At 74.3% G+C, this 20415-nt stretch carries 21 protein-coding genes and 2 pseudogenes; 15 read left to right on the top strand and 8 right to left on the bottom strand.

The genetic code is table 11. The features are described 5' to 3' along the window. Positions 1-162 precede the first annotated feature (162 nt). From AB0N04_RS34010 to AB0N04_RS33990, 5 genes are all read left to right on the top strand, one after another. Positions 163-663, top strand: a complete 501-nt coding sequence (locus tag AB0N04_RS34010) for a hypothetical protein (RefSeq protein ID WP_360212980.1) — start codon at positions 163-165, stop codon at positions 661-663. 103 nt (positions 664-766) lie between these two features. Beyond that, positions 767-1432, top strand: coding sequence for a DUF3105 domain-containing protein (locus AB0N04_RS34005; protein WP_360212978.1), 666 nt, complete (start codon positions 767-769; stop codon positions 1430-1432). 152 nt (positions 1433-1584) lie between these two features. Then, positions 1585-2169 (top strand): DUF305 domain-containing protein, encoded by a 585-nt coding sequence (locus tag AB0N04_RS34000; RefSeq protein ID WP_360213102.1) that lies wholly within the window; start codon positions 1585-1587, stop codon positions 2167-2169. 205 nt (positions 2170-2374) lie between these two features. Beyond that, entirely contained in the window at positions 2375-2995 is a 621-nt protein-coding gene (gene pth / locus AB0N04_RS33995; protein WP_360212976.1) for an aminoacyl-tRNA hydrolase, read from the top strand. Between the two features lie 2 nt (positions 2996-2997). Further along, the gene (locus AB0N04_RS33990; protein ID WP_360212974.1) at positions 2998-3516 is read left to right on the top strand and encodes a hypothetical protein; all 519 of its coding nucleotides are present in this window, start codon (positions 2998-3000) and stop codon (positions 3514-3516) included. A 92-nt stretch (positions 3517-3608) separates the two neighbouring features. Here AB0N04_RS33990 and AB0N04_RS33985 read toward each other — a convergent pair whose 3' ends face one another. The 3 genes and pseudogenes from AB0N04_RS33985 to AB0N04_RS33975 all read right to left on the bottom strand — a co-directional run bounded on the left by AB0N04_RS33985 (position 3609) and on the right by AB0N04_RS33975 (position 6267). Continuing rightward, positions 3609-4394: an alpha/beta fold hydrolase gene (locus AB0N04_RS33985; protein ID WP_360212972.1), complete on the bottom strand. Its 786-nt coding sequence runs from the start codon at positions 4392-4394 to the stop codon at positions 3609-3611. 180 nt (positions 4395-4574) lie between these two features. After that, positions 4575-4676 (bottom strand): annotated as a pseudogene (locus tag AB0N04_RS33980) (IS481 family transposase); the annotation flags it as partial. A gap of 16 nt (positions 4677-4692) precedes the next feature. Beyond that, positions 4693-6267, bottom strand: a complete 1575-nt coding sequence (locus AB0N04_RS33975) for an MFS transporter (protein ID WP_360212970.1) — start codon at positions 6265-6267, stop codon at positions 4693-4695. A 202-nt stretch (positions 6268-6469) separates the two neighbouring features. Here AB0N04_RS33975 and AB0N04_RS33970 point away from each other — a divergent pair, with 202 nt between their 5' ends. Both AB0N04_RS33970 and AB0N04_RS33965 read left to right on the top strand, forming a co-directional pair. Then, positions 6470-6976, top strand: a complete 507-nt coding sequence (locus tag AB0N04_RS33970) for a MarR family transcriptional regulator (protein WP_360212968.1) — start codon at positions 6470-6472, stop codon at positions 6974-6976. A 119-nt stretch (positions 6977-7095) separates the two neighbouring features. Then, positions 7096-7614: a GNAT family N-acetyltransferase gene (locus tag AB0N04_RS33965; protein ID WP_360212966.1), complete on the top strand. Its 519-nt coding sequence runs from the start codon at positions 7096-7098 to the stop codon at positions 7612-7614. A 96-nt stretch (positions 7615-7710) separates the two neighbouring features. Here AB0N04_RS33965 and AB0N04_RS33960 read toward each other — a convergent pair whose 3' ends face one another. Together AB0N04_RS33960 and AB0N04_RS33955 are read right to left on the bottom strand one after the other, a co-directional pair. Continuing rightward, positions 7711-8220, bottom strand: coding sequence for a methylated-DNA--[protein]-cysteine S-methyltransferase (locus AB0N04_RS33960; protein ID WP_360212964.1), 510 nt, complete (start codon positions 8218-8220; stop codon positions 7711-7713). Beyond that, positions 8217-9788, bottom strand: a complete 1572-nt coding sequence (locus AB0N04_RS33955) for an AlkA N-terminal domain-containing protein (RefSeq protein ID WP_360213100.1) — start codon at positions 9786-9788, stop codon at positions 8217-8219. Before AB0N04_RS33955 ends, AB0N04_RS33960 begins: the two co-directional genes overlap by 4 nt. Before the next feature lie 203 nt (positions 9789-9991). On the opposite strand from AB0N04_RS33955, the gene AB0N04_RS33950 reads away from it, so the two are divergent. Next, positions 9992-10456 (top strand): ASCH domain-containing protein, encoded by a 465-nt coding sequence (locus AB0N04_RS33950; protein ID WP_360212962.1) that lies wholly within the window; start codon positions 9992-9994, stop codon positions 10454-10456. 46 nt (positions 10457-10502) lie between these two features. Here the strand turns inward: AB0N04_RS33950 and rsgA are convergent, their stop codons facing one another. Together rsgA and AB0N04_RS33940 are read right to left on the bottom strand one after the other, a co-directional pair. Further along, positions 10503-11651 carry a ribosome small subunit-dependent GTPase A gene (gene rsgA / locus AB0N04_RS33945; protein ID WP_360212960.1) on the bottom strand — a complete coding sequence of 383 codons (1149 nt, stop codon included), beginning with the start codon at positions 11649-11651 and terminating at the stop codon, positions 10503-10505. A gap of 365 nt (positions 11652-12016) precedes the next feature. Next, entirely contained in the window at positions 12017-13012 is a 996-nt protein-coding gene (locus AB0N04_RS33940; RefSeq protein ID WP_360212958.1) for a cytochrome c oxidase assembly protein, read from the bottom strand. A gap of 314 nt (positions 13013-13326) precedes the next feature. Here AB0N04_RS33940 and AB0N04_RS33935 point away from each other — a divergent pair, with 314 nt between their 5' ends. Further along, a complete protein-coding gene (locus AB0N04_RS33935) occupies positions 13327-14994 on the top strand; it encodes an FtsW/RodA/SpoVE family cell cycle protein (protein WP_360212956.1) in 1668 nt (555 codons plus the stop codon). 199 nt (positions 14995-15193) lie between these two features. Here AB0N04_RS33935 and AB0N04_RS33930 read toward each other — a convergent pair whose 3' ends face one another. Beyond that, complete coding sequence (locus AB0N04_RS33930) at positions 15194-16489, bottom strand: YihY/virulence factor BrkB family protein (RefSeq protein ID WP_360212954.1); 1296 nt, start codon at positions 16487-16489, stop codon at positions 15194-15196. A 177-nt stretch (positions 16490-16666) separates the two neighbouring features. On the opposite strand from AB0N04_RS33930, the gene AB0N04_RS33925 reads away from it, so the two are divergent. The 6 genes and pseudogenes from AB0N04_RS33925 to AB0N04_RS33900 all read left to right on the top strand — a co-directional run. Further along, complete coding sequence (locus AB0N04_RS33925; protein WP_317621159.1) at positions 16667-16750, top strand: putative leader peptide; 84 nt, start codon at positions 16667-16669, stop codon at positions 16748-16750. A 198-nt stretch (positions 16751-16948) separates the two neighbouring features. Next, positions 16949-18673 (top strand): nitrite/sulfite reductase, encoded by a 1725-nt coding sequence (locus tag AB0N04_RS33920; RefSeq protein ID WP_360212952.1) that lies wholly within the window; start codon positions 16949-16951, stop codon positions 18671-18673. A 28-nt stretch (positions 18674-18701) separates the two neighbouring features. Further along, positions 18702-18884 carry a hypothetical protein gene (locus tag AB0N04_RS33915; RefSeq protein ID WP_360212950.1) on the top strand — a complete coding sequence of 61 codons (183 nt, stop codon included), beginning with the start codon at positions 18702-18704 and terminating at the stop codon, positions 18882-18884. After that, the gene (locus AB0N04_RS33910) at positions 18865-19566 is read left to right on the top strand and encodes a phosphoadenylyl-sulfate reductase (RefSeq protein WP_360212948.1); all 702 of its coding nucleotides are present in this window, start codon (positions 18865-18867) and stop codon (positions 19564-19566) included. The genes AB0N04_RS33915 and AB0N04_RS33910 overlap by 20 nt, the downstream gene beginning before the upstream one ends. A gap of 77 nt (positions 19567-19643) precedes the next feature. Then, complete coding sequence (cysC, locus tag AB0N04_RS33905; RefSeq protein ID WP_363365639.1) at positions 19644-20246, top strand: adenylyl-sulfate kinase; 603 nt, start codon at positions 19644-19646, stop codon at positions 20244-20246. Continuing rightward, positions 20243-20415, top strand: a pseudogene (locus AB0N04_RS33900) (sulfate adenylyltransferase small subunit); the annotation flags it as partial. The gene cysC and the pseudogene AB0N04_RS33900, both read left to right, overlap by 4 nt.

Below are 20415 nucleotides of genomic sequence, written 5' to 3'. Positions count from 1 at the left end.
GGGTTCGCCCCGGGGTTCACCACTGCGCCCACGACCGTTCCGTCCGCGCTTGCCGGATGTGCCCGGAGCAGGGCGTTTCCGGGGTGTTCGGGTCCGCGGACGGCCGAAAATGGGGACCGAGGAGGGGCATCGCTTCACTCGTTCGGCTGATTAAATGTGCGCATGACCGCGTCGGCCCCCAGCTCGCCCCGACCGGGGAGGGCCGCACCGGCGGGCCGCCCGGTGGGTGCGCTGTGGGTTCTGGTGCTGGTCGCCCTGCTCACCGTGCTGCCGTGCGCGGGCCAGGCCAAGGCGGTCGGCGCGGGCGTCCATCCGGCGCCGTCGACGGTCACCGCCGCGGTCACCGCAGCCGTCTCCGTCGACCGCGCCCCGCGCACCGGCCCGGCCCCCACGGCCGCCGAGCAGCGCCAGCGGGCCGAACAGCAGCGGCACTGGACCTGGTGCACGGCCGACGGCGAACCGCCGCACCGCGACAACGGCTGCTCCAGCCACCCGTACTGCGCCCAGGACGCCCAGCTGCCGAACCCCCCTCCGCAGCCGCAACCGGCCGTGTCACCGCTCACGCCGGCGCCCGAGGCGCTGCCGAGGGTGGTGCCCGCCGGGTTGCTGGACGGTCCGTATCCGGCGCCCGATCTGCACGAGCTGCAAGTACACCGGTCCTGAGCGGAACCCACCGCCCGGCACCCGCCGGCGGATCCGCCCCTCCTCCCCTCTTCAGCTGACCGCCGCGCCCCAGCACCGCGCGGCGGGGACAAGGACAACCACCATGGGTTCCGCCTCGAAGCAGTCCAACAAGACCTCCGGCAAGGCCGGGACGACCGACCGCCGCGCCCGGATAGCCGAGCTGCGCGCCGCCGAGCAGCGCCGCGAGCGCCGCAACAAGATCATCGCCTCGGTCGCCGCCGGCGTGCTGGTGATCGGCGCGATCGCCACCGGCACCTGGATCATCATGGACGCCAACCAGTCCAAGAAGGACAAGGAGGCCGCCGCCAACGCGGACATCCCGGGCGTGCAGACCTTCGGCGACCTGAGCCGCAACCACGTCAAGGAGAAGGTCACCTACCCGATGACCCCGCCGGTCGGCGGCGACCACAACGCGGTCTGGCTGGACTGCATGGGCCACGTCTACGACCAGCCGGTCGAGAACGAGCGCGCCGTCCACTCGCTGGAGCACGGCGCGGTCTGGGTGACGTACAACGGCAAGGCCACCCCGGAGGACGTCAAGACCCTCTCCGACAAGGTCAAGGCCACCCCGTACTCGCTGATGAGCCCCTACCCGGACGAGAAGGGCACCATCACCCTGAACGCCTGGAGCACCCAGCTGGTCGTGGACAGCGCCGGCGACCCCCGGGTGAACGAGTTCTTCACCAAGTACGTCCAGGGCAAGCAGACCCAGGAGCCGGGCGCCTCCTGCACCATGGGGCAGATGTGACCGCCGCCGGCTCGGACCTGCCCGAGGGGGCGGAGCCGTCCGAGGCGACCGGGCCGTCCGCGGAGTCCGCGGACGGCGCCGGGCAGTCCCGCGCGGGCCGCCGGCTGTGGTGGCCGGCCGCGCTGGCCGCCGCGCTCGCGCTGGCGCTCGGCGTGCCCGCCCTGGTGGCGAGCGGCACCTCGGCGTCCGGCACCGCGTCGGTGGCCGTCCCGGCGAACGACTCGCCCGAGGCCGGGTTCGCCCGCGACATGGCGACCCACCACCAGCAGGCGGTGGACCTGTCGTTCATCGTCCGGGACCGCACCGGCGACGACGCCACCCGGACCCTGGCCTTCGACGTCATCAACACCCAGGCCAACCAGCGCGGGATGATGATGGGCTGGCTCGACCAGTGGGGGCTGCCGCAGCACTCGACCGACAAGCCGATGGCGTGGATGCGGATGGACCACGACTACCAGGCCCACGACGGTTCGCTGATGCCCGGCATGGCCACCAACGCCCAACTGGCGAAGCTGCGTTCGCTCAGCGGCCGGGACGCCGAGGTCTACTACCTGCAGCTGATGATCGAGCACCACAAGGGCGGCGTCGAGATGGCGCAGGGCTACGTGGACGTAGCGCGGAACGACTCCGAGAAGCGGCTCGCCCAGTCGATGGTGACGGCGCAGAGCTCGGAGATCCAGCTGATGACCGACATGCTCAAGGAGCGCGGCGCCGCCCCCGGCGTCCCCTCCTCCTGACCCACCCGCTCGCCCCCGGACGGCCGGGGTGCGGCCGACGGTCCCGTACCGTCCGGACCGCGCCCCGGCCGTCCGGCGTCCGCGGCCCCACTGTCCGCAACCCCGCTGTCCGCGGCCCCGGCGTCCGCAACGCCCGGCGGCACGACCGCCCGGCAGCCGACCGGGCCCGCCACGACGACCTCCGTCACCCCCTGGAGAAGACCGGATGACCACCGACACCCCCTGGCTGATCGCCGGACTGGGCAACCCCGGCCCGTGGTTCCGCCTCACCCGCCACAACGCGGGCTTCCTCGCCGTGGACCGGCTGGCCGAACGGCACGGCGCCCGGTTCCGGCGGCGCGGGATCGGCGTCCAGGTCGCGGAGATCGAGGTGGACGGCCGCCGGGTGCTGCTGGCGAAGCCGCAGTGGTTCATCAACCTGTCCGGCCGCCCGGTGGCCGCCCTGCTGCGCCGCCACGGCGTGCCGGCCGCGCAGCTGGTGGTCGTGCAGGACGACCTGGACTTCGCGTTCGGCACGGGCAGGCTCAAGCGCGGCGGCGGCCCCGGCGGCCACAACGGGGTGCGCTCGGTGGGCGAGGTGCTCGGCACCCGCGACTTCGTCCGGCTGCGCTTCGGCATCGGGCGACCGCCGAAGGGCCAGTCCGTCGGGGACTTCGTGCTGAAGAGGTTCTCCGACGAGGAACAGGCCGCACTGCCGGGCGTTTTGGACCGCTGCGCCGACGCGCTGGAGACGCTCGTCCGGCTCGGACTCAACCGCGCCCAGGACACCCTGAACGTCCGGACGGACGCCCGGCTCCCGTCCGGGCGTGAAAGCCCGGTCTCCTAGGCATGGCCAAGGGGCTCGTTCACGAGGGAAGCGCGTTCGTCAACTTCCGGCACCACCTCCCGGATCCGAAGGACCACGGGTTCCGGTGGGTCGACATCAAGCGGTTCGGCTTCTCCGCGGAGTGCCCGGACGACAGCGGGTTGCTCGCCGCGCTGATCGGGCACGAGCAGTTCCGGGACGACTACGCGGGCGGTGGAGTTCTGCCGGACGGGCTCCGGCACGGCCCGTACTGGCTGCGGTCGATCACTCCGGACCGCTACGACCCGATCCGCGAGCAGCAGGCCGTACGGATCCTGCAGGAGTGGGTGGGCCCGGCCCGCGGCCGGCCCGCCGGGCTGGAGGCGGCCCTGCGGCAGGAGGTGTTCGACCGCCTGACCACCGCCGACGGCATCCACCACCTCGGCGAGCTCGGCGCCGGGGCGATGCACGACTGGGGCGGCGTGCACGGCGAGTTCCACGAGTTCGTGCTCGTCGACCGCTCGGCCGGGCGGATCACCCTCGTCGTCGCGGCCGACGACTGAGCCCACCACCGCCCACCCGCGGTGACGGCCGGGGCCTGGGGCGGCCACCCGGGGCTGGTCGGCCGCCCCGCCGATTGCGGGGCGGCGCGGTGTCAGCGGGCGAGGAACGGCTCCAGTGCCGCGGCGAGTTCGGCGGGGGCGTCGAGGGCGACGAGGTGGGCGGCGGTGGCGAACTCGACCAGGGAGGCACCGGGGATCCCGGCCGCGTACCGGCGGGCGATGTCCTGGAAGTCGGCGACGTCGAGCCGGCCGACACCCACCAGTGCGGGGACGGCGAGGGTGGCGATGTCACCGTTCGAGGGGCCCCGGGAGTGCGCGCCGACGGCCTCCTGGTTCACCAGCGAGGTCCGCAGCGGGCCGCGGAGCCGGTCGGCCAGCCCCTCCGCGACCTCGTCCCACCCGCGGGCGGGCCCGCGCAGCCACATGTCCAGGTTCACCTCGACGGCGGCGTCCACGTCGCCCGCGGCCAGCGCCGCGGTCTCGGCCTCGTCGTAGCGGACCATGTCCTCGGACCAGCCGTACCGCGGCCACGGCGCGGAGAACAGGGCGAGGGAGTGCACCCGGTCCGGGTGGGTGAGGGCGAAGTCCACCGCCACCCGGCCGCCCCAGGAGGCGCCGACCAGCCGGACGCGCTGGTGGCCGAGGTGGTCCAGCAGGCCGAGCAGGTCGTCGGCCTCGCTGAACGGCCCGCTCGGGATCGCGGACTCGCCGAAGCCGCGCAGGTCGTACCGGATGACGGTGTGCCGTTCCGCGAGCGCGGGCACGACCGCGTCCCACATGTGGTGGTCGGCGACACCGGCGTGCACGAGCACGACGGGCGGACCGTCACCGTCGACGGTGTAGAACAGGTGGCCGAGCTCGTCGGCGATGATCGACATCCGCAGATGATCTCAGGACAGCTGCGCAGGTGTCACCCGGTTACCACGGGCACGCGAACGCGGGGACGGGCACGGACTCGGGCACAGGCACGGACTCGGACTCGGACGCAGGGGACGGGCCGCCGGGGCGTGTCTCCTTCCTCGTCGCGGCGACCGGATGAGGACGGCGGCGAGGTGGGGTGCGGCCTGGAACCGTTCCGCGGCCCCGCGCAGCGGCCGTCCGTCATCGACGACACAACGGGCCGGCCGCGAAGGGCCGGTCCCGGTCGCGGGGGCATGACGAGCCGGGCAACACGCCTCAGGCGACGCGCGCGGCGCGTGCGGGGCGGGCCGGGCGGGTCAGGGCGGCGGCGGCCACGGCGACGGCCGCGAGGGTGAGCAGCACCGCCCGGCCCCCGGAGGCCGTACCGGCCAGGTGGACGCCGAGTACCGGTAGCGCGGTGCCGAGCGCGGTGCCGAGGCTGCGCGCCATGTTGACCATCCCGCCGCCGACCGCCGAGCACTGGGCGGGGACGGCCCGCATCACCAGCGCGTTGTTGGCCGGCAGCAGCAGTCCCAGCCCGTAGCCGGCGAGCAGCAGCGGGACGGCCGCGCCCACGGCGGTGGCCGGCAGCAGGCCGAACAGCAGCAGACCGGCACCGGCGAGCAGCGCGCCCGCGCGGCAGCGGCTGACGTCCGACCAGGTGCGCGGCAGCAGGGCGCCGCCCACCGTCGCCGCGACGGCGAACGCGGCGGGCAGCAGGGTGATCACCAGGCCCGCCCGGGACACCGGCACGCCCGCGCCGGTGAGCAGTACCGGGCCGAGCACCAGCGGGCAGAACAGCAGCAGGTAGCCGATCAGCGAGACCACCAGCCCGGACCGCACCCCCGGGGTGTTGACCAGGCCGGGGGCGAGGATCGGCCGAGAGGCCCGCCGTTCCTGCCGGACCAGTGCGAGGGCTAGGACGGCGGCGGTGAGCAGCAGCGCGGCGGCGGCCCAGCCGGGCAGCGGCAGGCCGGAGGCGGTGGAGAGGGCGAGCAGCAGGGCGGTGGTGGAGCCGGTGAGCAGCAGCAGGCCGAGCAGGTCGAAGCGGCCGTCCTCGGCCCGCGCGGACCGCTTCGGACGGCGCCGGCCGACGCGGGGCCGGTCGGCGGCCGGTCCGTCGGCTAGGGGTCGGCCGGCAACGGGTCGGCCCGCGCAGGGGCCGGCGGCGCGGGAGCGGGACGCCGTCCCGGGGTCCGGGGTCGCCCCGCTCCCGGTGCCCGTGGTCCGCGTGCGGGGCAGCAGGAACCAGCCCGCGAGGATGCCGAGCACGCCGATCGGCACGTTGATCCAGAACACCCACCGCCAGGAGGCGTGTTCGACCAGCAGCCCGCCGAGGCTGGGGCCGAGGGCCAGGCCGAGGCCCTGGGCGGCGGCCTGGATGCCGAGGGCGCGCCGCATCGCGTGTTCCGGGACCCCGCGCGCCACCAGGGCGACGCTGTTGGCCTGCATCATGGCGCCGCCGACGGCCTGGACGCCCCGGAAGGCGACCAGCTCGCCGAGGCTGCCGGCGAGTCCGGCGCCGAGCGAGGCCAGGGCGAAGACGGCGAAGCCGCCGAGGTACATGGTCTTGCGGCCGACCAGGTCGGAGAGCCACCCGATCGGGGCGAGCAGGGCGACCAGGACCAGGAGGTAGGCGAGGGCGACCCATTCGACGGCCGCGAAGTCCGCGTGGAAGTGCCGGCCGAGGGCCGGGAAGACGAGGGCGGTGACGCTGGCGGTGAGCTGTCCGAGGAAGGCGCCGAGGCAGACGGTGCCGACGGCCAGCCAGTGGGCGTGGCGCCAACCGGCTATGCCCCGGGGCCGGGGCCGCTCGGTGAGCAGCCGCGCGGCGAGGGCGGTGGCGTTCATGCCACGAATATATCGGACGCAGACATGTTCCCTGAGCGAGCCGATCGCCCTGCGACAGACAGCGGGGCGACGGCCGGACGACCCACCGGACGACGCCCGGGAGGGCGCCCCGGAGGACGCCCCGCGCGCCACCCCCGGCGCCGGCGCCCGACGTCGGACAGCGCTGCCGGACCCCCTCGTACCAGGGGATACGCTGTCCGCCATGCCGTCGTCACCACACGTTCCCGACCCCGCCACCGAACCTCCCGGAACGGCGGTCGAACACGCCCGGCGGCTCACCGACACCGTCACCCGGCTGCGCCGCGCCCTGCGCAGCAGCATCCGCACCGACTACCCGTGGGAGTCCCTGCCGATGGCGCAGGTCGAACTCCTCCAGACCCTGTCCGCCGCACCCCTGCGGGTCGGCGAACTCGCCGCCCGGCAGCGGCTCGCCCCCAACACCGTCAGCGGGCTGGTCGGCAAGCTCCTCGACGCCGGGTTCGTCGACCGCCAGGCCGACCCCGGCGACCGCCGCACCGCCCGGATCGCCCTCACCCCGGCCGGGCGGCGCCAGCTCGACGACTGGCAGCGCGCCCACGAGCGCCGCATCGCCGCCGCCCTCGACGTCCTCGCCCCGGCCGACCGCGAAGCCGTCGTGCACGCCCTGCCCGCCCTCGAACAGCTCGCGCTCGCCCTGGCCGACCCGGGCGCCGCCACCGACCAGGGCTGAACCGGGTCGGCCCCCGCGGGGGCCGGGCGGGGCCGGACGGCGGGCGGGTCCGGACCGGGCGGGTCCGGGCCGCGAAAACCGCTGGTCGGAACGGTCCGCGGCGCACTACGGTGCCCGGCATGACCACGGCACAGGTCCTCATCGAACCCTGGACGGACACCGACCTGGCGCTGCTGCGCCGCGTCAACACCCCCGAGATGAAGCGGCACGTCGGCGGCCCGGAGACCGAGGAGCAGCTCCTCGTCCGGCACCGGCGCTACCTGGACTTCGTCCCGTCCGGCCTCGGCTGCATGTACCGGATCGTGCTGCTCCCCGAGGGCGAGGCGGTCGGCACCGTCGGCTACGGCACCCGGACCTGGCGGGGCGAGACCGTCCACGAGATGGGGTGGAACGTGCTGCCCGGGCACCAGGGCCGGGGCATCGCCGTCGCCGCCGCCCGCGCCGCCGTCGCGGCCGCCCGCCGCGAGGGCGCCCACCGCCACCTGCACGCCTTCCCCTCGGTGGACAACCCCGCCTCCAACGCGGTCTGCGCGAAGGCCGGGTTCACGCTGCTCGGCGAGACGGACTTCGAGTTCCCGCCCGGGCGGTTCATGCGCAGCCACGACTGGCGGGTGGACCTCCGGAGTCCGGAGGACTGAGCGGCCGGACGGCGGGACGGCGGGACGGCGGGATGGCGGGATGGCGGGAAGCGTCGGCCCGGCAGGAGCGGGACACCCGCAGCCGGGCGGGCCGCGTCAGAACAGCGTGCCGCTCTCCAACTCCAGCAGCCAGCGCTTGCGGTCCACACCGGCGGCGAAGCCGGTCAGCGAGCCGTCGGCCCCCATGACCCGGTGACAGGGCCGGACGATGAGCAGCGGGTTGGCGCCCACCGCCCCGCCGACCGCCCGGACCGCCCGCGGCGACTCCCCGGCCAGGTCGGCGAGCCGGCCGTAGGTGACGGTCTCGCCGTAGGGGATCTCGTCCAGGGCCGCCCAGATCCGCCGCCGGAACTCGGTGCCCACCGGGGCGAGCGGGAGGTCGAAGCCGGTGCGCTCGCCCGCGAAGTAGGCGGTCAGCTGGGCGACCGGCTCGGCCAGCGCCTCCGGGTCGAGGACCCAGTCGTCGGCGGGCTCGGCCAGTGCGTACTTCTGGCCGGGTGCGGTGACGGTGGCCAGCGCGGCCGACCCGCCGTCCTCGGGCAGGACGCCGCTCAGCAGCAGCCGGCCGAGCGGGCTCTCCATGGTGGTGTAGACGGTGGTGCTCATGCCTGTGCGTTCTCCGTTCCGGTACTGGTGGTGCTCGCGGGCCCGGCCCACAGCCGGTGGACGGCGTAGGAGCGCCAGGGCGCCCAGGCCTCGGCCGCGCGGGCGGCGTTCTTCGGGTCGCCGGGGGCGCCGAGCCGGACGAGTCCGTGCCTGACGCCCGCGTCGCCCGGGAGGAAGACGTCCGGGTCGGCGAGGGCCCGCATCCTCAGGTAGCCGACGGTCCACGGGCCGATGCCGGGCAGGGCCAGCAGGCTCGCCGCGGACTCCTCCCGGTCCACTCCGCCGTCGAGCCGGACCACGCCCTCGGCCAGGGCGGCGCAGAGGCCGGTGAGCGCCCGGCGGCGGGCGGCGGGCATCGCGAAGTCCTCCGGGTCCGCGGTGGCCAGGACCGCTGCGGTCGGGAAGAGCAGGTTCAGCCCACCGCTGGGTTCGGGCAGCGCGGCGCCGTACTTCCGGGCCAGCCGGCCGGCCAGCGTACGGGCGGCGCCGACGGTGACCTGCTGGCCGAGGACCGCGCGGACGGCGAGCTCGTGCGGGTCCACGTGGCCGGGCGAGCGAAGACCGGGGCGGGCGCGGACCAGCGGGCCGAGCACCGGGTCGGCGCCCAGCTGCTCGTCGACCGCGTCCGGATCGGCGTCGAGGTCGAACAGGCCGCGCAGGCGCTGGACGGCGGTCGGCAGGTCGCGCAGGTCGGCGAGCAGCAGGCGGCAGTCCAGCCAGCCGCGGGTGCGCGGCTCGCCCGGCGCGAGGCCGTCGACCTCGGCGATGCCGTGACCGTACGGGAGGGCCAGGGTGCGGCGGTAGGTCCGGACGCCGGGGCGCTGCCCGGGGACGACCTCCTCGACGCCGGGGACGGCGCGCAGGGCCAGGAAGTCGATCAGGTGGTCGCTGTCGAGCGCGCCGCGGTAGGCCAGCCGGAGGGTGAGGCCACCGGCCGGGGCCGCCGTGCGGCGGCCGGCCGCGACCTCGGCCCGCAGGCCGCTCGGGGTGCGGTCGTAGACCTCGCGGACGGTGTCGTTGAACTGCCGGACGGAGGCGAAGCCGGCCGCGAACGCCACGTCGGTGACCGGCAGTTCGGTGGTCTGGAGCAGCAGGCGGGCGGTCTGGGCGCGCCGGGCGCGGGCCAGCGCGATCGGGCCGGCGCCGAGTTCGGCGGTCAGCTGGCGCTGGAGCTGCCGGGAGCTGTAGCCGAGGCGGCCGGCCAGGCCCGCCACGCCCTCGCGGTCCACCACGCCGTCGCCGATCAGGCGCATCGCGCGGCCGACCAGGTCGGCGCGGTGGTTCCACTCCGGCGATCCCGGCACGGAGTCGGGCCGGCAGCGCCGGCAGGCGCGGAAGCCCGCGCCCTGGGCGGCCGCGGCGCTGGGGTAGAAGACGCAGTTGACTCGCTTGGGGGTCACGGCGGGGCAGCTCGGTCGGCAGTAGATGCCGGTCGAGGTGACGGCCGTGAAGAAGACGCCGTCGAAACGGGCGTCGCGGCTGTCCACTGCGCGGTACCGGATGTCGTCGTCGATCACGCTGTCCAGTCTGCGGCACCGGGGAGGGGGTGACTGGCGGGAATCGGACATCGCCATGGGGGCCTCCCCTCCCCTCCCCCCCACCCCGCCCACCACCCACCGCCCACCGCCCACTACCCAGGACCCGCGGCCCACCCAGCCCGGACCAGCCCACCCAGCCCGGACCACCCCGGCTCTCCGGGTCGCCGGGTGGCCCTCGGCCGCCGCCCGATAATCCCGGGCCCGGAGCAGCCGCGGCGGATACGCTCGCCCGAATGAGCGATCTGAGCACGCAGCCCTACACCGGCCCGGACGACCCCAGGATCGTCGCCATGCGCCCGGCCGAGTTCGCCTTTCCCGGCCCGCTGCGGGACGCCCTGGTCACGGCCGTCCTCAGAGGCGCGAAGACGAGCACCACCGGTCTGCTGACCGAGTACGAGGTCGCGGACGAGCCCCTCCCCCGGGTCGGGGAGCTGACCGCGGTGCTCGACTCGGCCGACCGCCGGATCGCCGTGATCGAGACCACGCACGTCCGGATCGTCCCGCTCTCCGAGGTCGACCTGCAGCACGCCCTCGACGAGGGCGAGGGGTACGACACGGTGGCCGCCTGGCGCTCGGCGCACGAGCGCTTCTGGCACGGCCCCGAGCTGCGCGGCGCCCTCGGTGACCCGGGCTTCACCGTGGACGACACCACCTCGGTCGTCCTGGAACGCTTCCGCCTGCTGGCCGACCTCCGCTGAGCCGAGTGGCCCGCGCGGAGGCCGGTCACGGCCGGCGCGGGCCTGGTCAGCGCTTCACCGGACCTCCCGAGGCGCGCATCGACTTGGTGATCGTCTTCCACTTCTTGAGCCGCGCCGAGGCCAGCCGGGCGTCCGAGCGGGAGGCGATCCACTCGTTCTCGCGCTGGAGCTTGAGGTAGCTGTCCATCCGGCGCTGCGGCAGCGTGCCGTCGGCCAGAGCGGCCTGCACCGCGCAGCCGGGCTCGGTGTGGTGCCCGCAGTCGTGGAACCGGCAGTCCTCGGCCAGTTCGGCGATGTCGCCGAAGGCCATCTCCACGCCCTCGCCACCGTAGAGGCCGACCTCGCGCAGCCCGGGGGTGTCTATCAGCACGCCCCCGCCGGCCAGCGGGAACAGCTCACGGGTGGTCGTGGTGTGGCGGCCCTTCTGGTCGCCCTCGCGGGCTTCCTGGACGGCCATCACGGCGGTGCCCGCGAGGGTGTTGGTGAGCGTGGACTTGCCCACGCCGGACTGGCCGATCAGCGCTGTGGTGCCGGGGATGCAGGCGCGCAGCACGTCCATGCCCTCACCCGTCTCGGCGCTGACCACGAGCACCGTCACGCCGGGTGCGATCGCCTCGACGTCGGCCCGGATGAACTCGGCGTCGTGCACCAGGTCGGCCTTGGTGAGGACGACCAGTGGCTCGGCGCCGGACTCCCAGGCCAGGGCGAGGAAGCGCTCGATCCTGCCGAGGTCGGGGTCGGCCGCCAGCGAGGCGGTGATCAGGACGGAGTCGACGTTGGCGGCCAGCACCTGACCGTCGGAGCGCTTGCCCGCCACCTTGCGGATGATCGCGGTGGAGCGCGGCAGCAGCGCGGTGACGGCGGCCATCGGCCGGGCGTGGAGGTCCACGGCGGCCCAGTCGCCGGTGCACGGGCAGTTGATCATGTCGGCGTCGCCCACCGGCCGGGTGTCGAGCCGGACGGTGCGCGGCTCGCCGGTGTCCGGGTCGGCGAGCACGGCGTCGCACTGGCCGCGGTCGACCCGGACGATCCGGGCCGGGAGCAGCCCGGCCTCGACGTACGGGGCGAACTGCTCGGCGAGGTCGGACGTCCAGCCGTACCCGGCCAGCGGCGCGTCACCGGAGGACGGCGACGAAGAAGGGGAAGAAGAGGAAGAGGAAAGAGGGAACGACGAAGTGGAGGCAGCGTTGAACAACGCAGTGTGCCCTTCGGGAGGAGATGGTCCCGGCGGGCTGCGGCTGGCGCGGAGAGGTCAGCCGGCGGCCGGGGTGAGCAGGTGAACGCGTGTGCTGCCCAGGGCAGCTATCGGGGCAACGACAACCACGGGGGCCACCTCCTGCTCTCTACTCCTCGGGCGGCCTCTCGGCGCCCGAACCGGACGTGCCAAACGCTAGCGGAGCGGGGCGCTCCCGCCAACGGGTTTTTGACCTGCACGAATGCGGGGGCGAAGGCGGGATGAACCCCACGAGGGGCAAAGTTTGGCCCTGCCTTCGCCCCGCCTGCGCCCTGCCTTCGCCCCGCCTGCGCCCCGCCCGCCGGACCCCGGCGTCCCGCCCGGCCCTACCCGCCGTACCGGTGCTTGAGGTTCGGGTCGTCCAGCCACCAGGGCCGCATCCCGGCCTTCTCCTCGGCCGGCCGCCCCTCCTCCAGCGCCTCCGCCGCGGCCGCCTCGAAGCGGGCGTCCAGCTCGGCGTCCACCGCCTCGGTCTCCTCCCGCCCCTGCACCACCATCCGCCGCACCAGGGCGGCGAGGAACGGCAGCCCGACCAGGTCGCCCAGCACCCACAGCGCGTTGCCGCCCCAGGTCTGGTCCTGCGCGAGGCTCGGCCCCCACGGCCGCCCGAGCGCCACGTAGTAGTGCTCGGCGACCAGGTGCCCGCCGTAGATCAGCACCAGCCCGAGCGCCGCGTCGAAGATCACCTCGGCGAACGTGATGAACAGCCCGACCAGGTGCGGGTACTCGTGCCCGACCGGGTCGATCTGCAGCCGCGGCCAGAAGTACGCCAGGCCGAGCAGCACCAGGGCCAGGTGCAGCAGCACGTTCCCCGCCGCGCTGGACACCGACTCCTCGTACCAGGGCGTGCAGTACAGCAGCCACGGCGGCGCCATCAGCAGAGCGGTGGAGACGGCCGGGAACATCAGCACCTTGGACGGCCGGCTGCGCAGCGCCCGCAGGACGCGCTCGCGCCGGGCCGGCGGCGCGGCCGCGACCAGCAGCGAGACCGGCGCGCCGAGCGCGAGCAGCAGCGGCACGACCATGAGCAGCAGCACGACCTGCACGGCCCGGTCGGTGAACAGCACGCGTTCGTAGACGCCGAGCCCGGAGCAGGTGCACCAGATCCAGAGCAGCAGCCCGCCGAGGAAGGCGGCGGTGCGGGAGGGCTGCCAGCGCGGGCCCCCGGCGCGGCGGACGGAGCGCACCGCGGACAGGTACCAGCCGGCGAGCAGCACGGAGAGGCCGAGCACCAGTGGTTCGGCCGTCCACGAGGTGGCGAGGTCGGACCACTGCCAGGGGGGCGGGCCGCTGTAGGCGAGTTCCCGCACCGCGCCGTCCATCCGTCCACCTCGTTCGCCCGCTGTCGGTCCGCCGCCGCACCGGCGTCCCGGGTCGCGGCCCCCGCTCCGGAGGTCGCGCGGGCCCGGCGCCGTGCCCGGCCATGATGGCCCCCCGGCCGGCCCCGCCCGCGCCCGGGCCCCACCTCTATACCTCCACCAGGACAAGGCTTTACCCGGCCCCGGACAAAGCCTTGCCCGGGCAAAGTTCTGGTCTGGTCACCCGCCTCCGCGCAACCGCCGGGGCGCCCGTCCCGTCTGGCAGGATGCACCGTCGGCGGTAGCGGCCACGGGGTCATGACAAGGGGACGACAAGGGTGCTCAGCACTGCACGCAGCGAGGGCCGCCGCCTGGCGGGGCGCCACCGCAACATCGAGCTCGGTCTGCTGGCGCTCGCGGTGGCCGTCTGCCTGGCGGGCCACGTCGACGCCGATCTGGCGCTGACCGGGGCGATGCCGCACGGTCTGCTGGTGCACGCGCTGGCCCTGGGCGGGCTGGCCGGGGCTGCCCACCTGGCGGTGCGCCGGTTCGCCCCGTACGCGGATCCGCTGATCCTGCCGCTGGGCGTCTTCCTGACCGGCTTCGGCCTGATGCTGCTCGACCGGCTGGACGTCTCGTACAAGGCGGTGCACGCCGCGAAGGGCGACTACCAGAAGCTGCCGGCCGCGCCCTCCCAGCTGATGTGGGTGTTCATCTCGGTCGCGGTGGCGATCGGGCTGATCGTGCTGATCAAGCACCACCGGTTCTTCCAGCGGTACGTGTACCTGCTGATGACCGGCGCACTGATCCTGCTGGCGGCGCCGGCCTTCTTCCCCGGCCGGGCGGAGGACTTCGGCGCGAAGCGCTGGATCCGCCTGTTCGGGCTCTCCTTCGAGCCGGACGAGTTCGTGAAGGTCGCGATCACGATCTTCTTCGCCGGCTACCTGATGGCCTCCCGGGACGCACTGGCGCTGGCCGGCCGGAAGGTCTGGGGGCTGACCCTGCCGCGCGGACGGCACGCCGGCCCGGTGCTGGCGATCTGGGTGGTCAGCCTGCTGGTGCTGGTCTTCGAGCGCGACCTCGGCACCTCGCTGATCTTCTTCGGTGTCTTCGTCGTGATGCTGTACGTGGCGACCGAGCGGACCAGCTGGGTGGTGCTCGGCGTCCTGATGGCCGTCGGCGGCGCGGCGGTGGTCGGCACCGTGGAGCCGCACGTGCACGGGCGCGTCGAGGCCTGGCTGCACCCGCTGGACATCTACAAGGAGCACCACGACCCGGCGATCATCTCCGACCAGCCCGCGGAGGCGCTGTTCAGCCTCGGCACCGGACACCTGACGGGGACGGGCCTGGGTTCGGGACGCCCCTGGCTGATCGGGTTCGCCGGGCGCAGCGACTTCGTCTTCACCACGATCGGCGAGGAGCTGGGCCTGGCCGGGGTGACGGCCGTGCTGCTGGTCTACCTGCTGTTGGTCCAGCGCGGGCTGCGCACGGCGGTCGGGCTGACCGACCCCTTCGGCAAGCTGCTCGCGGCCGGGCTGTCGACGGCGCTTGCGCTGCAGGTGTTCGTGGTGGTCGGCGGGGTGAGCGGGCTGGTCCCGCTGACGGGCAAGGCGCTGCCGTTCCTGGCGGCGGGCGGCTCGTCGCTGCTGGCGAACTGGCTGATCGTGGCCCTGCTGATCAAGCTGAGCGACTCGGCCGGGCGCACGGCGCTGGAGCCGGCCCAGCCGGGCCCGGAGCCGCTCCCGGTCCAGGCCGGCCGTCCCGACCGGTCGGCGGCCCCGGGCGGACCGGCGACGGGCACCCCGCCGGTGGGGACCCCGACACCCGGCACCCCGACACCCGGCACCCCGACCTACGGGACGCCGACGCCCGCGGACCCGGCCGGCTCGCACGCCCCTGCCGAGGCGTCCCCGTTCGGCCACCCCCCGGCCCCGCACGGGCCGCACGCCCCGCACGGGCCGCACGCCCCGAACCTCCCGTTCCCGCCGAACCCCGCCACCGCCTGACCCCCGTCCCTCCCGCGCAACCCCGGGAGGGGCCCGGGCCGGCACCGGACGACGACAGGGCCTCCCCGCACCCGCGGGAGAGGCCCTGCCGCACGTCCCGGCCTACGAACCAGCCCCACGCACCAGCCCGACGGGCCGGGCCCTGCCGTGCTCCCGGCCCCAGCCGGACCCCGGCCCCCACCGGCCCCCGCCGCCACCCCTACTGCTGCTCCCACGGCGGCTTGGGCGGGTAGCTGGGCGCCGGCCGCTCCGGCGGCGGCCCGGCCGGCCGGTCGCTGTCCGGCGGGGGCGGCCCGGGCCGGTGGTGGGGCCCGCCGCGGGCGGTGAGCCGGCCGCGGACGTTGTCGGCGGCCAGCACGTCGGCCCAGCGTTCCGGGTACTCGGAGGGGACGTCGGCCTCGGTGTCGTCGCCCTCGTCCTCCCACTCCTCCTCGGCCCCCTCGGCGAGGCCGAGTTCGCGGGCGCGCCGGGCCCGTTCGACGGCCCGCCGGGCGGCGACCTCGCGCACGACGGCGGCGGCGGCCTCCTCGTGGGCGCGCTCGTTCTCGGCGCGGGCGTCGGCGGTCTCCAGGGTGGGCCAGCGGCGGTCTATGGCGGCGTTCATGGCGGCGCCGATGAGGACGGCCAGGGCGACCACGAAGATCCACAGCAGGACGGCCACCGGCGCGGCCAGCGAGCCGTACACGGTGGGGCCCTCGACCGAGCTGACCAGGTAGATCCGCAGCGCGACGCTGCAGACGACCAGCACCACCAGGGCGACCAGGGCGCCGGGGATGTCCTCGCGCCACGGGGTGGAGACGGGGACGGCCAGGTGGTAGAGGGTGGTCAGGGAGACGATCAGCAGGAGGATCGCGACCGGCCAGTAGGTGGCGCCGACCAGCCCCGCGACGCCCGGCACGGCGTTCTCGATCAGGCCCGGACCGGCCATCAGCAGCGGCAGCACGAGGGAGCCGATGACGAGGGCGCCGAGGTAGAGGCCGAGGGACATCAGCCGGGTCTTGACGATGCCGCGCTTGCCGTCGAGCCCGTACATGACGGTGATGGTGTCGATGAAGATGTAGAGCGCTCTGGAGCCGGACCACAGCGACAGCAGGAAGCCGATCGAGATGAGGTCGGGCCGGGTGTGGTCGAACACCTGGTTCAGCAGCGGGACGACGACCTGCGTGACGGAGGAGTCGGACAGCACCGTTCCGGAGGCCGAGACGATGTCGTGCTTGAGCCGGTCGATGGTGCCCGCGCCGAGGAACTCGTCGAGGTAGCCGAGGGTGCCGGCCAGGCCGAGCAGCAGCGGTGGGATCGACAGCAGGGTGAAGAAGGCCGCCTCCGCGGCGAGGCCGGTGACCCGGTACTCGACGCAGGTGTTGGTGGTGTCCCTGACGAGTTCCCACGCCGTGCGGCGCCAGGTGGCCTGTTTGGCCGCGCGCCGGGAGCCCTTGCCCCGGCGCCGGGACGGCCGTTCGGGGGTCGGTCTGCTCGTATCGCCTGCTGCTTGCACAGGGCTAACGGTATCGGGCCGGGCCCGCGCGGTTGATCTCCCCCGGGGTACGGTCGCACGGGAGGCCCCGGGGCCGGGAGCGGCGGGAACCTCCGCGGGTCTCACATGACGAAACCTCAGCGTCCACAATGCGGATGTTAGTGGACCGCGAGTCCCGCGCCGTGCGAATCTCTTGCCATGTCTAGCGCCGGAACCACCCTGGTAGGTCGACTCCACGTCGACCTCCTCCGCGTGTCCAGCGCCATCTGTCCGGTGATCTGAGCCCACCCCGCCGCACCACCGCACCCGGCGCCATCCACCTCGCCGTCCCCGCTGAAGCGGACGCGCAGGCGCCCGCCCGGCCACGGTCACTGCTCTCTCCGGCCCTGGGAAAACCCGCAGGTCACAGCAGCCCCGCCCCGCCGAGCACGCCCAGCGACCAACCCGGCGTCAGAGCCACCTGCCCCGAAGGACTTCACCATGGCCACCACTCCCGAGACCACCGAGCCCGCGGCCGACCGCGCGCCCGCGCGCCGCCCCGCGGCGCCGCGCAAGGTGACCCGCCACCGCGGTGAGGGCCAGTGGGGCATGGGCCACCACACCCCCCTGAACGCCAACGAGCAGTTCAAGAAGGACGACGACGGTCTCAATGTGCGGACACGCATTGAGACGATCTACGCGCACCGGGGCTTCGACTCGATCGACCCGGCGGACCTGCGCGGCCGGATGCGCTGGTGGGGCCTGTACACCCAGCGCAAGGAGGGCATCGACGGCGGCAAGACCGCGATCCTGGACCCGCACGAGCTCGACGCCGAGTACTTCATGCTCCGCGTGCGCATCGACGGCGGCCGGCTGACCGTCGCCCAGCTGAAGGCGATCGCCGAGGTCTCCGAGCAGTACGGCCGCAACACCGCCGACCTGACCGACCGCCAGAACGTGCAGTACCACTGGATCCGGATCGAGGACGTCCCGGCGATCTGGCAGAAGCTGGAGGCCGTCGGCCTCTCCACCACCGAGGCCTGCGGTGACACCCCGCGCGTCATCCTCGGCTCCCCGGTGGCCGGCATCGCCGAGGACGAGATCATCGACGGCACCCCCGCCATCGACGAGATCCAGCGCCGCTTCATCGGCAACAAGGACTTCTCCAACCTGCCGCGCAAGTTCAAGTCCGCCGTCTCCGGCTCCCCGCTGCTGGACGTGGCGCACGAGATCAACGACATCGCCTTCGTCGGCGTCGTCCACCCCGAGCACGGCCCCGGCTTCGACCTCTGGGTCGGCGGCGGCCTCTCGACCAACCCCCGCCTCGGCGTGCGACTGGGCGCCTGGGTCCCGCTGGACGAGGTCGCCGACGTCTACGGCGGCGTCATCGGCATCTTCCGCGACTACGGCTACCGCCGGCTGCGCAACCGCGCCCGGCTGAAGTTCCTGGTCGCCGACTGGGGCCAGGAGAAGTTCCGTCAGGTGCTGGAGGACGAGTACCTCGGCCGCCGCCTGGTCGACGGCCCCGCGCCCGCCGAGCCGGTCGCCCGCTGGCGCGACCACGTCGGCGTCCACAAGCAGAAGGACGGCAACTACTACATCGGCTTCGCGCCGCGCGTCGGCCGCGTCGACGGCCGGCTGCTCGGGCAGATCGCCGACCTCGCCGCCGCCCACGGCAGCGACCGGCTGCGCACCACCGCCGAGCAGAAGATGCTGATCCTCGACGTCGCCGAGGACCAGGTCGAGTCCGTGGTGGCCGGCCTGGAGGCGCTCGACCTGCGGGTCACCCCGTCGCCGTTCCGCCGCGGCACCATGGCCTGCACCGGCATCGAGTACTGCAAGCTCGCCATCGTCGAGACCAAGGAGCGCGGCCGCACGCTCATCGACGAGCTGGAGAAGCGCCTGCCCGACTTCTCCGAGCCGCTGACCATCAACATCAACGGCTGCCCGAACGCCTGCGCCCGCATCCAGGTCGCCGACATCGGCCTCAAGGGCCAGCTCGTCACCGACGAGGACGGCAACCAGGTCGAGGGCTACCAGGTGCACCTGGGCGGCGCGCTGGGCCTGGAGGCCGGTTTCGGCCGCAAGGTCCGCGGCCTCAAGGTCACCAAGGAGGGCCTGCCGGACTACGTCGAGCGCGTCCTGACCCGCTACCAGGCCGACCGCGCCGAGGGCGAGCGCTTCGCCCAGTGGGCGGCCCGGGCCGGCGAGGAGCAGCTGTCGTGACCGCGCACCGGGAGAAGCGGGGTGCCCGATGAGCGAGCGTGCCGCGCCGTTCTTCTGCCCCTACTGCGGGGACGAGGACCTGCGCCCCTCCGAAGCCGGGCACGGGGCCTGGGAATGCCACGGGTGCCGCCGCGCATTCCAGTTGAAGTTCCTCGGCCTGCTGTCCGCGACCAACCACGGGGGTCCGTCCGATGACCAGCGCAACGACTGACTACGAGGCGATCGCCACCACCGCCGCACGGGAGCTGGAGGAGGCCACGGCGCAGGAGATCCTGCGCTGGGCCGCCGACACCTTCGGCAGCCGGTTCTGCGTCACCTCCTCGATGGAGGACGCGGTGGTCGCCCACCTCGCCTCCTCGGTGTTCCCCGGCGTGGACGTCGTGTTCCTGGACACCGGCTACCACTTCGCGGAGACCATCGGCACCCGTGACGCGGTGGCCGCGACCATGCCGGTCAACGTCATCACGCTCCAGCCGCTGCGCACGGTGGCCGAGCAGGACGCCGAGCACGGACCGCACCTGCACGACCGCGACCCGGACCTGTGCTGCGCGCTGCGCAAGGTCGAGCCGCTGAACCGCGGCCTCGGCGGCTACGACGCCTGGGCCACCGGCGTGCGGCGCGACGAGTCCCCGACCCGGGCGAACACCCCGGTGGTGGCCTGGGACGCCAAGCGCCGCAAGGTCAAGATCGCCCCGATCGCCCGCTGGACGCAGGAGGACGTCGACGCCTACGTCGCCGCCAACGGCGTGCTGCTCAACCCGCTGCTGTGGGAGGGCTACACGTCCATCGGCTGCTCGCCGCTGTCCTGCACCCGCAAGCCCGCGGAGGGCGAGGACGCCAGGGCCGGCCGCTGGTCCGGCTCGGGCAAGACCGAGTGCGGCATCCACCTCTGACCCACCGCCACCGCCGTTCCGGCACCGCCCCCTCCCCCTCTCCGACCCACCGCCACCTACCGACGAAGGACTCCACCGTGACCACAGTTCACACCCCGGCCGCCGCGGCCGCAGCCGCAGGGGCGGCCCGCGCGGCCGGCCCCTGCGAGCGCGGCGCCACCGTGTGGCTGACCGGGCTGCCGAGCGCGGGCAAGACCACGCTCGCCTTCGCCCTGGCCGGGCGGCTGCGCGCCGAGGGCCACCGGGTGGAGGTCCTCGACGGCGACGAGATCCGCGAGTTCCTCTCCAAAGGCCTGGGCTTCTCCCGCGAGGACCGCCACACCAACGTGACCCGGATCGGCTTCGTCGCCCAGAAGCTCGCCGCCAACGGCGTGAAGGTGCTCGCCCCGGTGATCGCGCCCTTCGCCGACTCCCGGGCAGCCGTGCGCGAGCGCCACGCCGCCGCCGGCACGGAGTTCCTGGAGATCCACGTCGCCACCCCCGTCGAGCTCTGCGCCGAACGCGACGTCAAGGGCCTCTACGCCAAGCAGGCCGCCGGCGAACTCTCCGGCCTCACCGGCGTCGACGACCCGTACGAGGCGCCGCAGAACCCGGAGCTGCGACTGCAGACCCGGGGCCGCGAGGTGGCCGAGTCCGCCGCCGAACTGCACGCCTTCCTGACCGAGAGGGGCCTGGCATGACCACCGCGACGGACAGCTTGGTCCACACCGACGACAACCCCTTCGCGCTGTCCCACCTGGACGCGCTGGAGGCCGAGTCGGTGCACGTCTTCCGCGAGGTCGCGGGCGAGTTCGAACGGCCGGTGATCCTCTTCTCCGGCGGCAAGGACTCCATCGTCATGCTCCACCT

This window comes from Kitasatospora sp. NPDC051702 (genome assembly GCF_040681575.1).
Lineage (GTDB): Bacteria > Actinomycetota > Actinomycetes > Streptomycetales > Streptomycetaceae > Kitasatospora.
Note: the sequence above shows the minus strand (reverse complement) of the source record. Positions and strands in the feature narration are given on the sequence as shown.

Excerpts from the sequence above, each read along its gene's own strand:
- AB0N04_RS34010 (WP_360212980.1), top strand. The coding sequence starts at position 163 with ATGACCGCGTCGGCCCCCAGCTCGCCCCGACCGGGGAGGGCCGCACCG.
- AB0N04_RS34005 (WP_360212978.1), top strand. The coding sequence starts at position 767 with ATGGGTTCCGCCTCGAAGCAGTCCAACAAGACCTCCGGCAAGGCCGGG.
- pth (WP_360212976.1), top strand. The coding sequence starts at position 2,375 with ATGACCACCGACACCCCCTGGCTGATCGCCGGACTGGGCAACCCCGGC.
- AB0N04_RS33990 (WP_360212974.1), top strand. The coding sequence starts at position 2,998 with ATGGCCAAGGGGCTCGTTCACGAGGGAAGCGCGTTCGTCAACTTCCGG.
- AB0N04_RS33985 (WP_360212972.1), bottom strand. The coding sequence starts at position 4,394 with ATGTCGATCATCGCCGACGAGCTCGGCCACCTGTTCTACACCGTCGAC.
- AB0N04_RS33975 (WP_360212970.1), bottom strand. The coding sequence starts at position 6,267 with ATGAACGCCACCGCCCTCGCCGCGCGGCTGCTCACCGAGCGGCCCCGG.
- AB0N04_RS33970 (WP_360212968.1), top strand. The coding sequence starts at position 6,470 with ATGCCGTCGTCACCACACGTTCCCGACCCCGCCACCGAACCTCCCGGA.
- AB0N04_RS33965 (WP_360212966.1), top strand. The coding sequence starts at position 7,096 with ATGACCACGGCACAGGTCCTCATCGAACCCTGGACGGACACCGACCTG.
- AB0N04_RS33960 (WP_360212964.1), bottom strand. The coding sequence starts at position 8,220 with ATGAGCACCACCGTCTACACCACCATGGAGAGCCCGCTCGGCCGGCTG.
- AB0N04_RS33955 (WP_360213100.1), bottom strand. The coding sequence starts at position 9,788 with ATGTCCGATTCCCGCCAGTCACCCCCTCCCCGGTGCCGCAGACTGGAC.
- AB0N04_RS33950 (WP_360212962.1), top strand. The coding sequence starts at position 9,992 with ATGAGCGATCTGAGCACGCAGCCCTACACCGGCCCGGACGACCCCAGG.
- AB0N04_RS33940 (WP_360212958.1), bottom strand. The coding sequence starts at position 13,012 with ATGGACGGCGCGGTGCGGGAACTCGCCTACAGCGGCCCGCCCCCCTGG.
- AB0N04_RS33925 (WP_317621159.1), top strand. The coding sequence starts at position 16,667 with ATGTCTAGCGCCGGAACCACCCTGGTAGGTCGACTCCACGTCGACCTC.
- AB0N04_RS33920 (WP_360212952.1), top strand. The coding sequence starts at position 16,949 with ATGGCCACCACTCCCGAGACCACCGAGCCCGCGGCCGACCGCGCGCCC.
- AB0N04_RS33915 (WP_360212950.1), top strand. The coding sequence starts at position 18,702 with ATGAGCGAGCGTGCCGCGCCGTTCTTCTGCCCCTACTGCGGGGACGAG.
- AB0N04_RS33910 (WP_360212948.1), top strand. The coding sequence starts at position 18,865 with ATGACCAGCGCAACGACTGACTACGAGGCGATCGCCACCACCGCCGCA.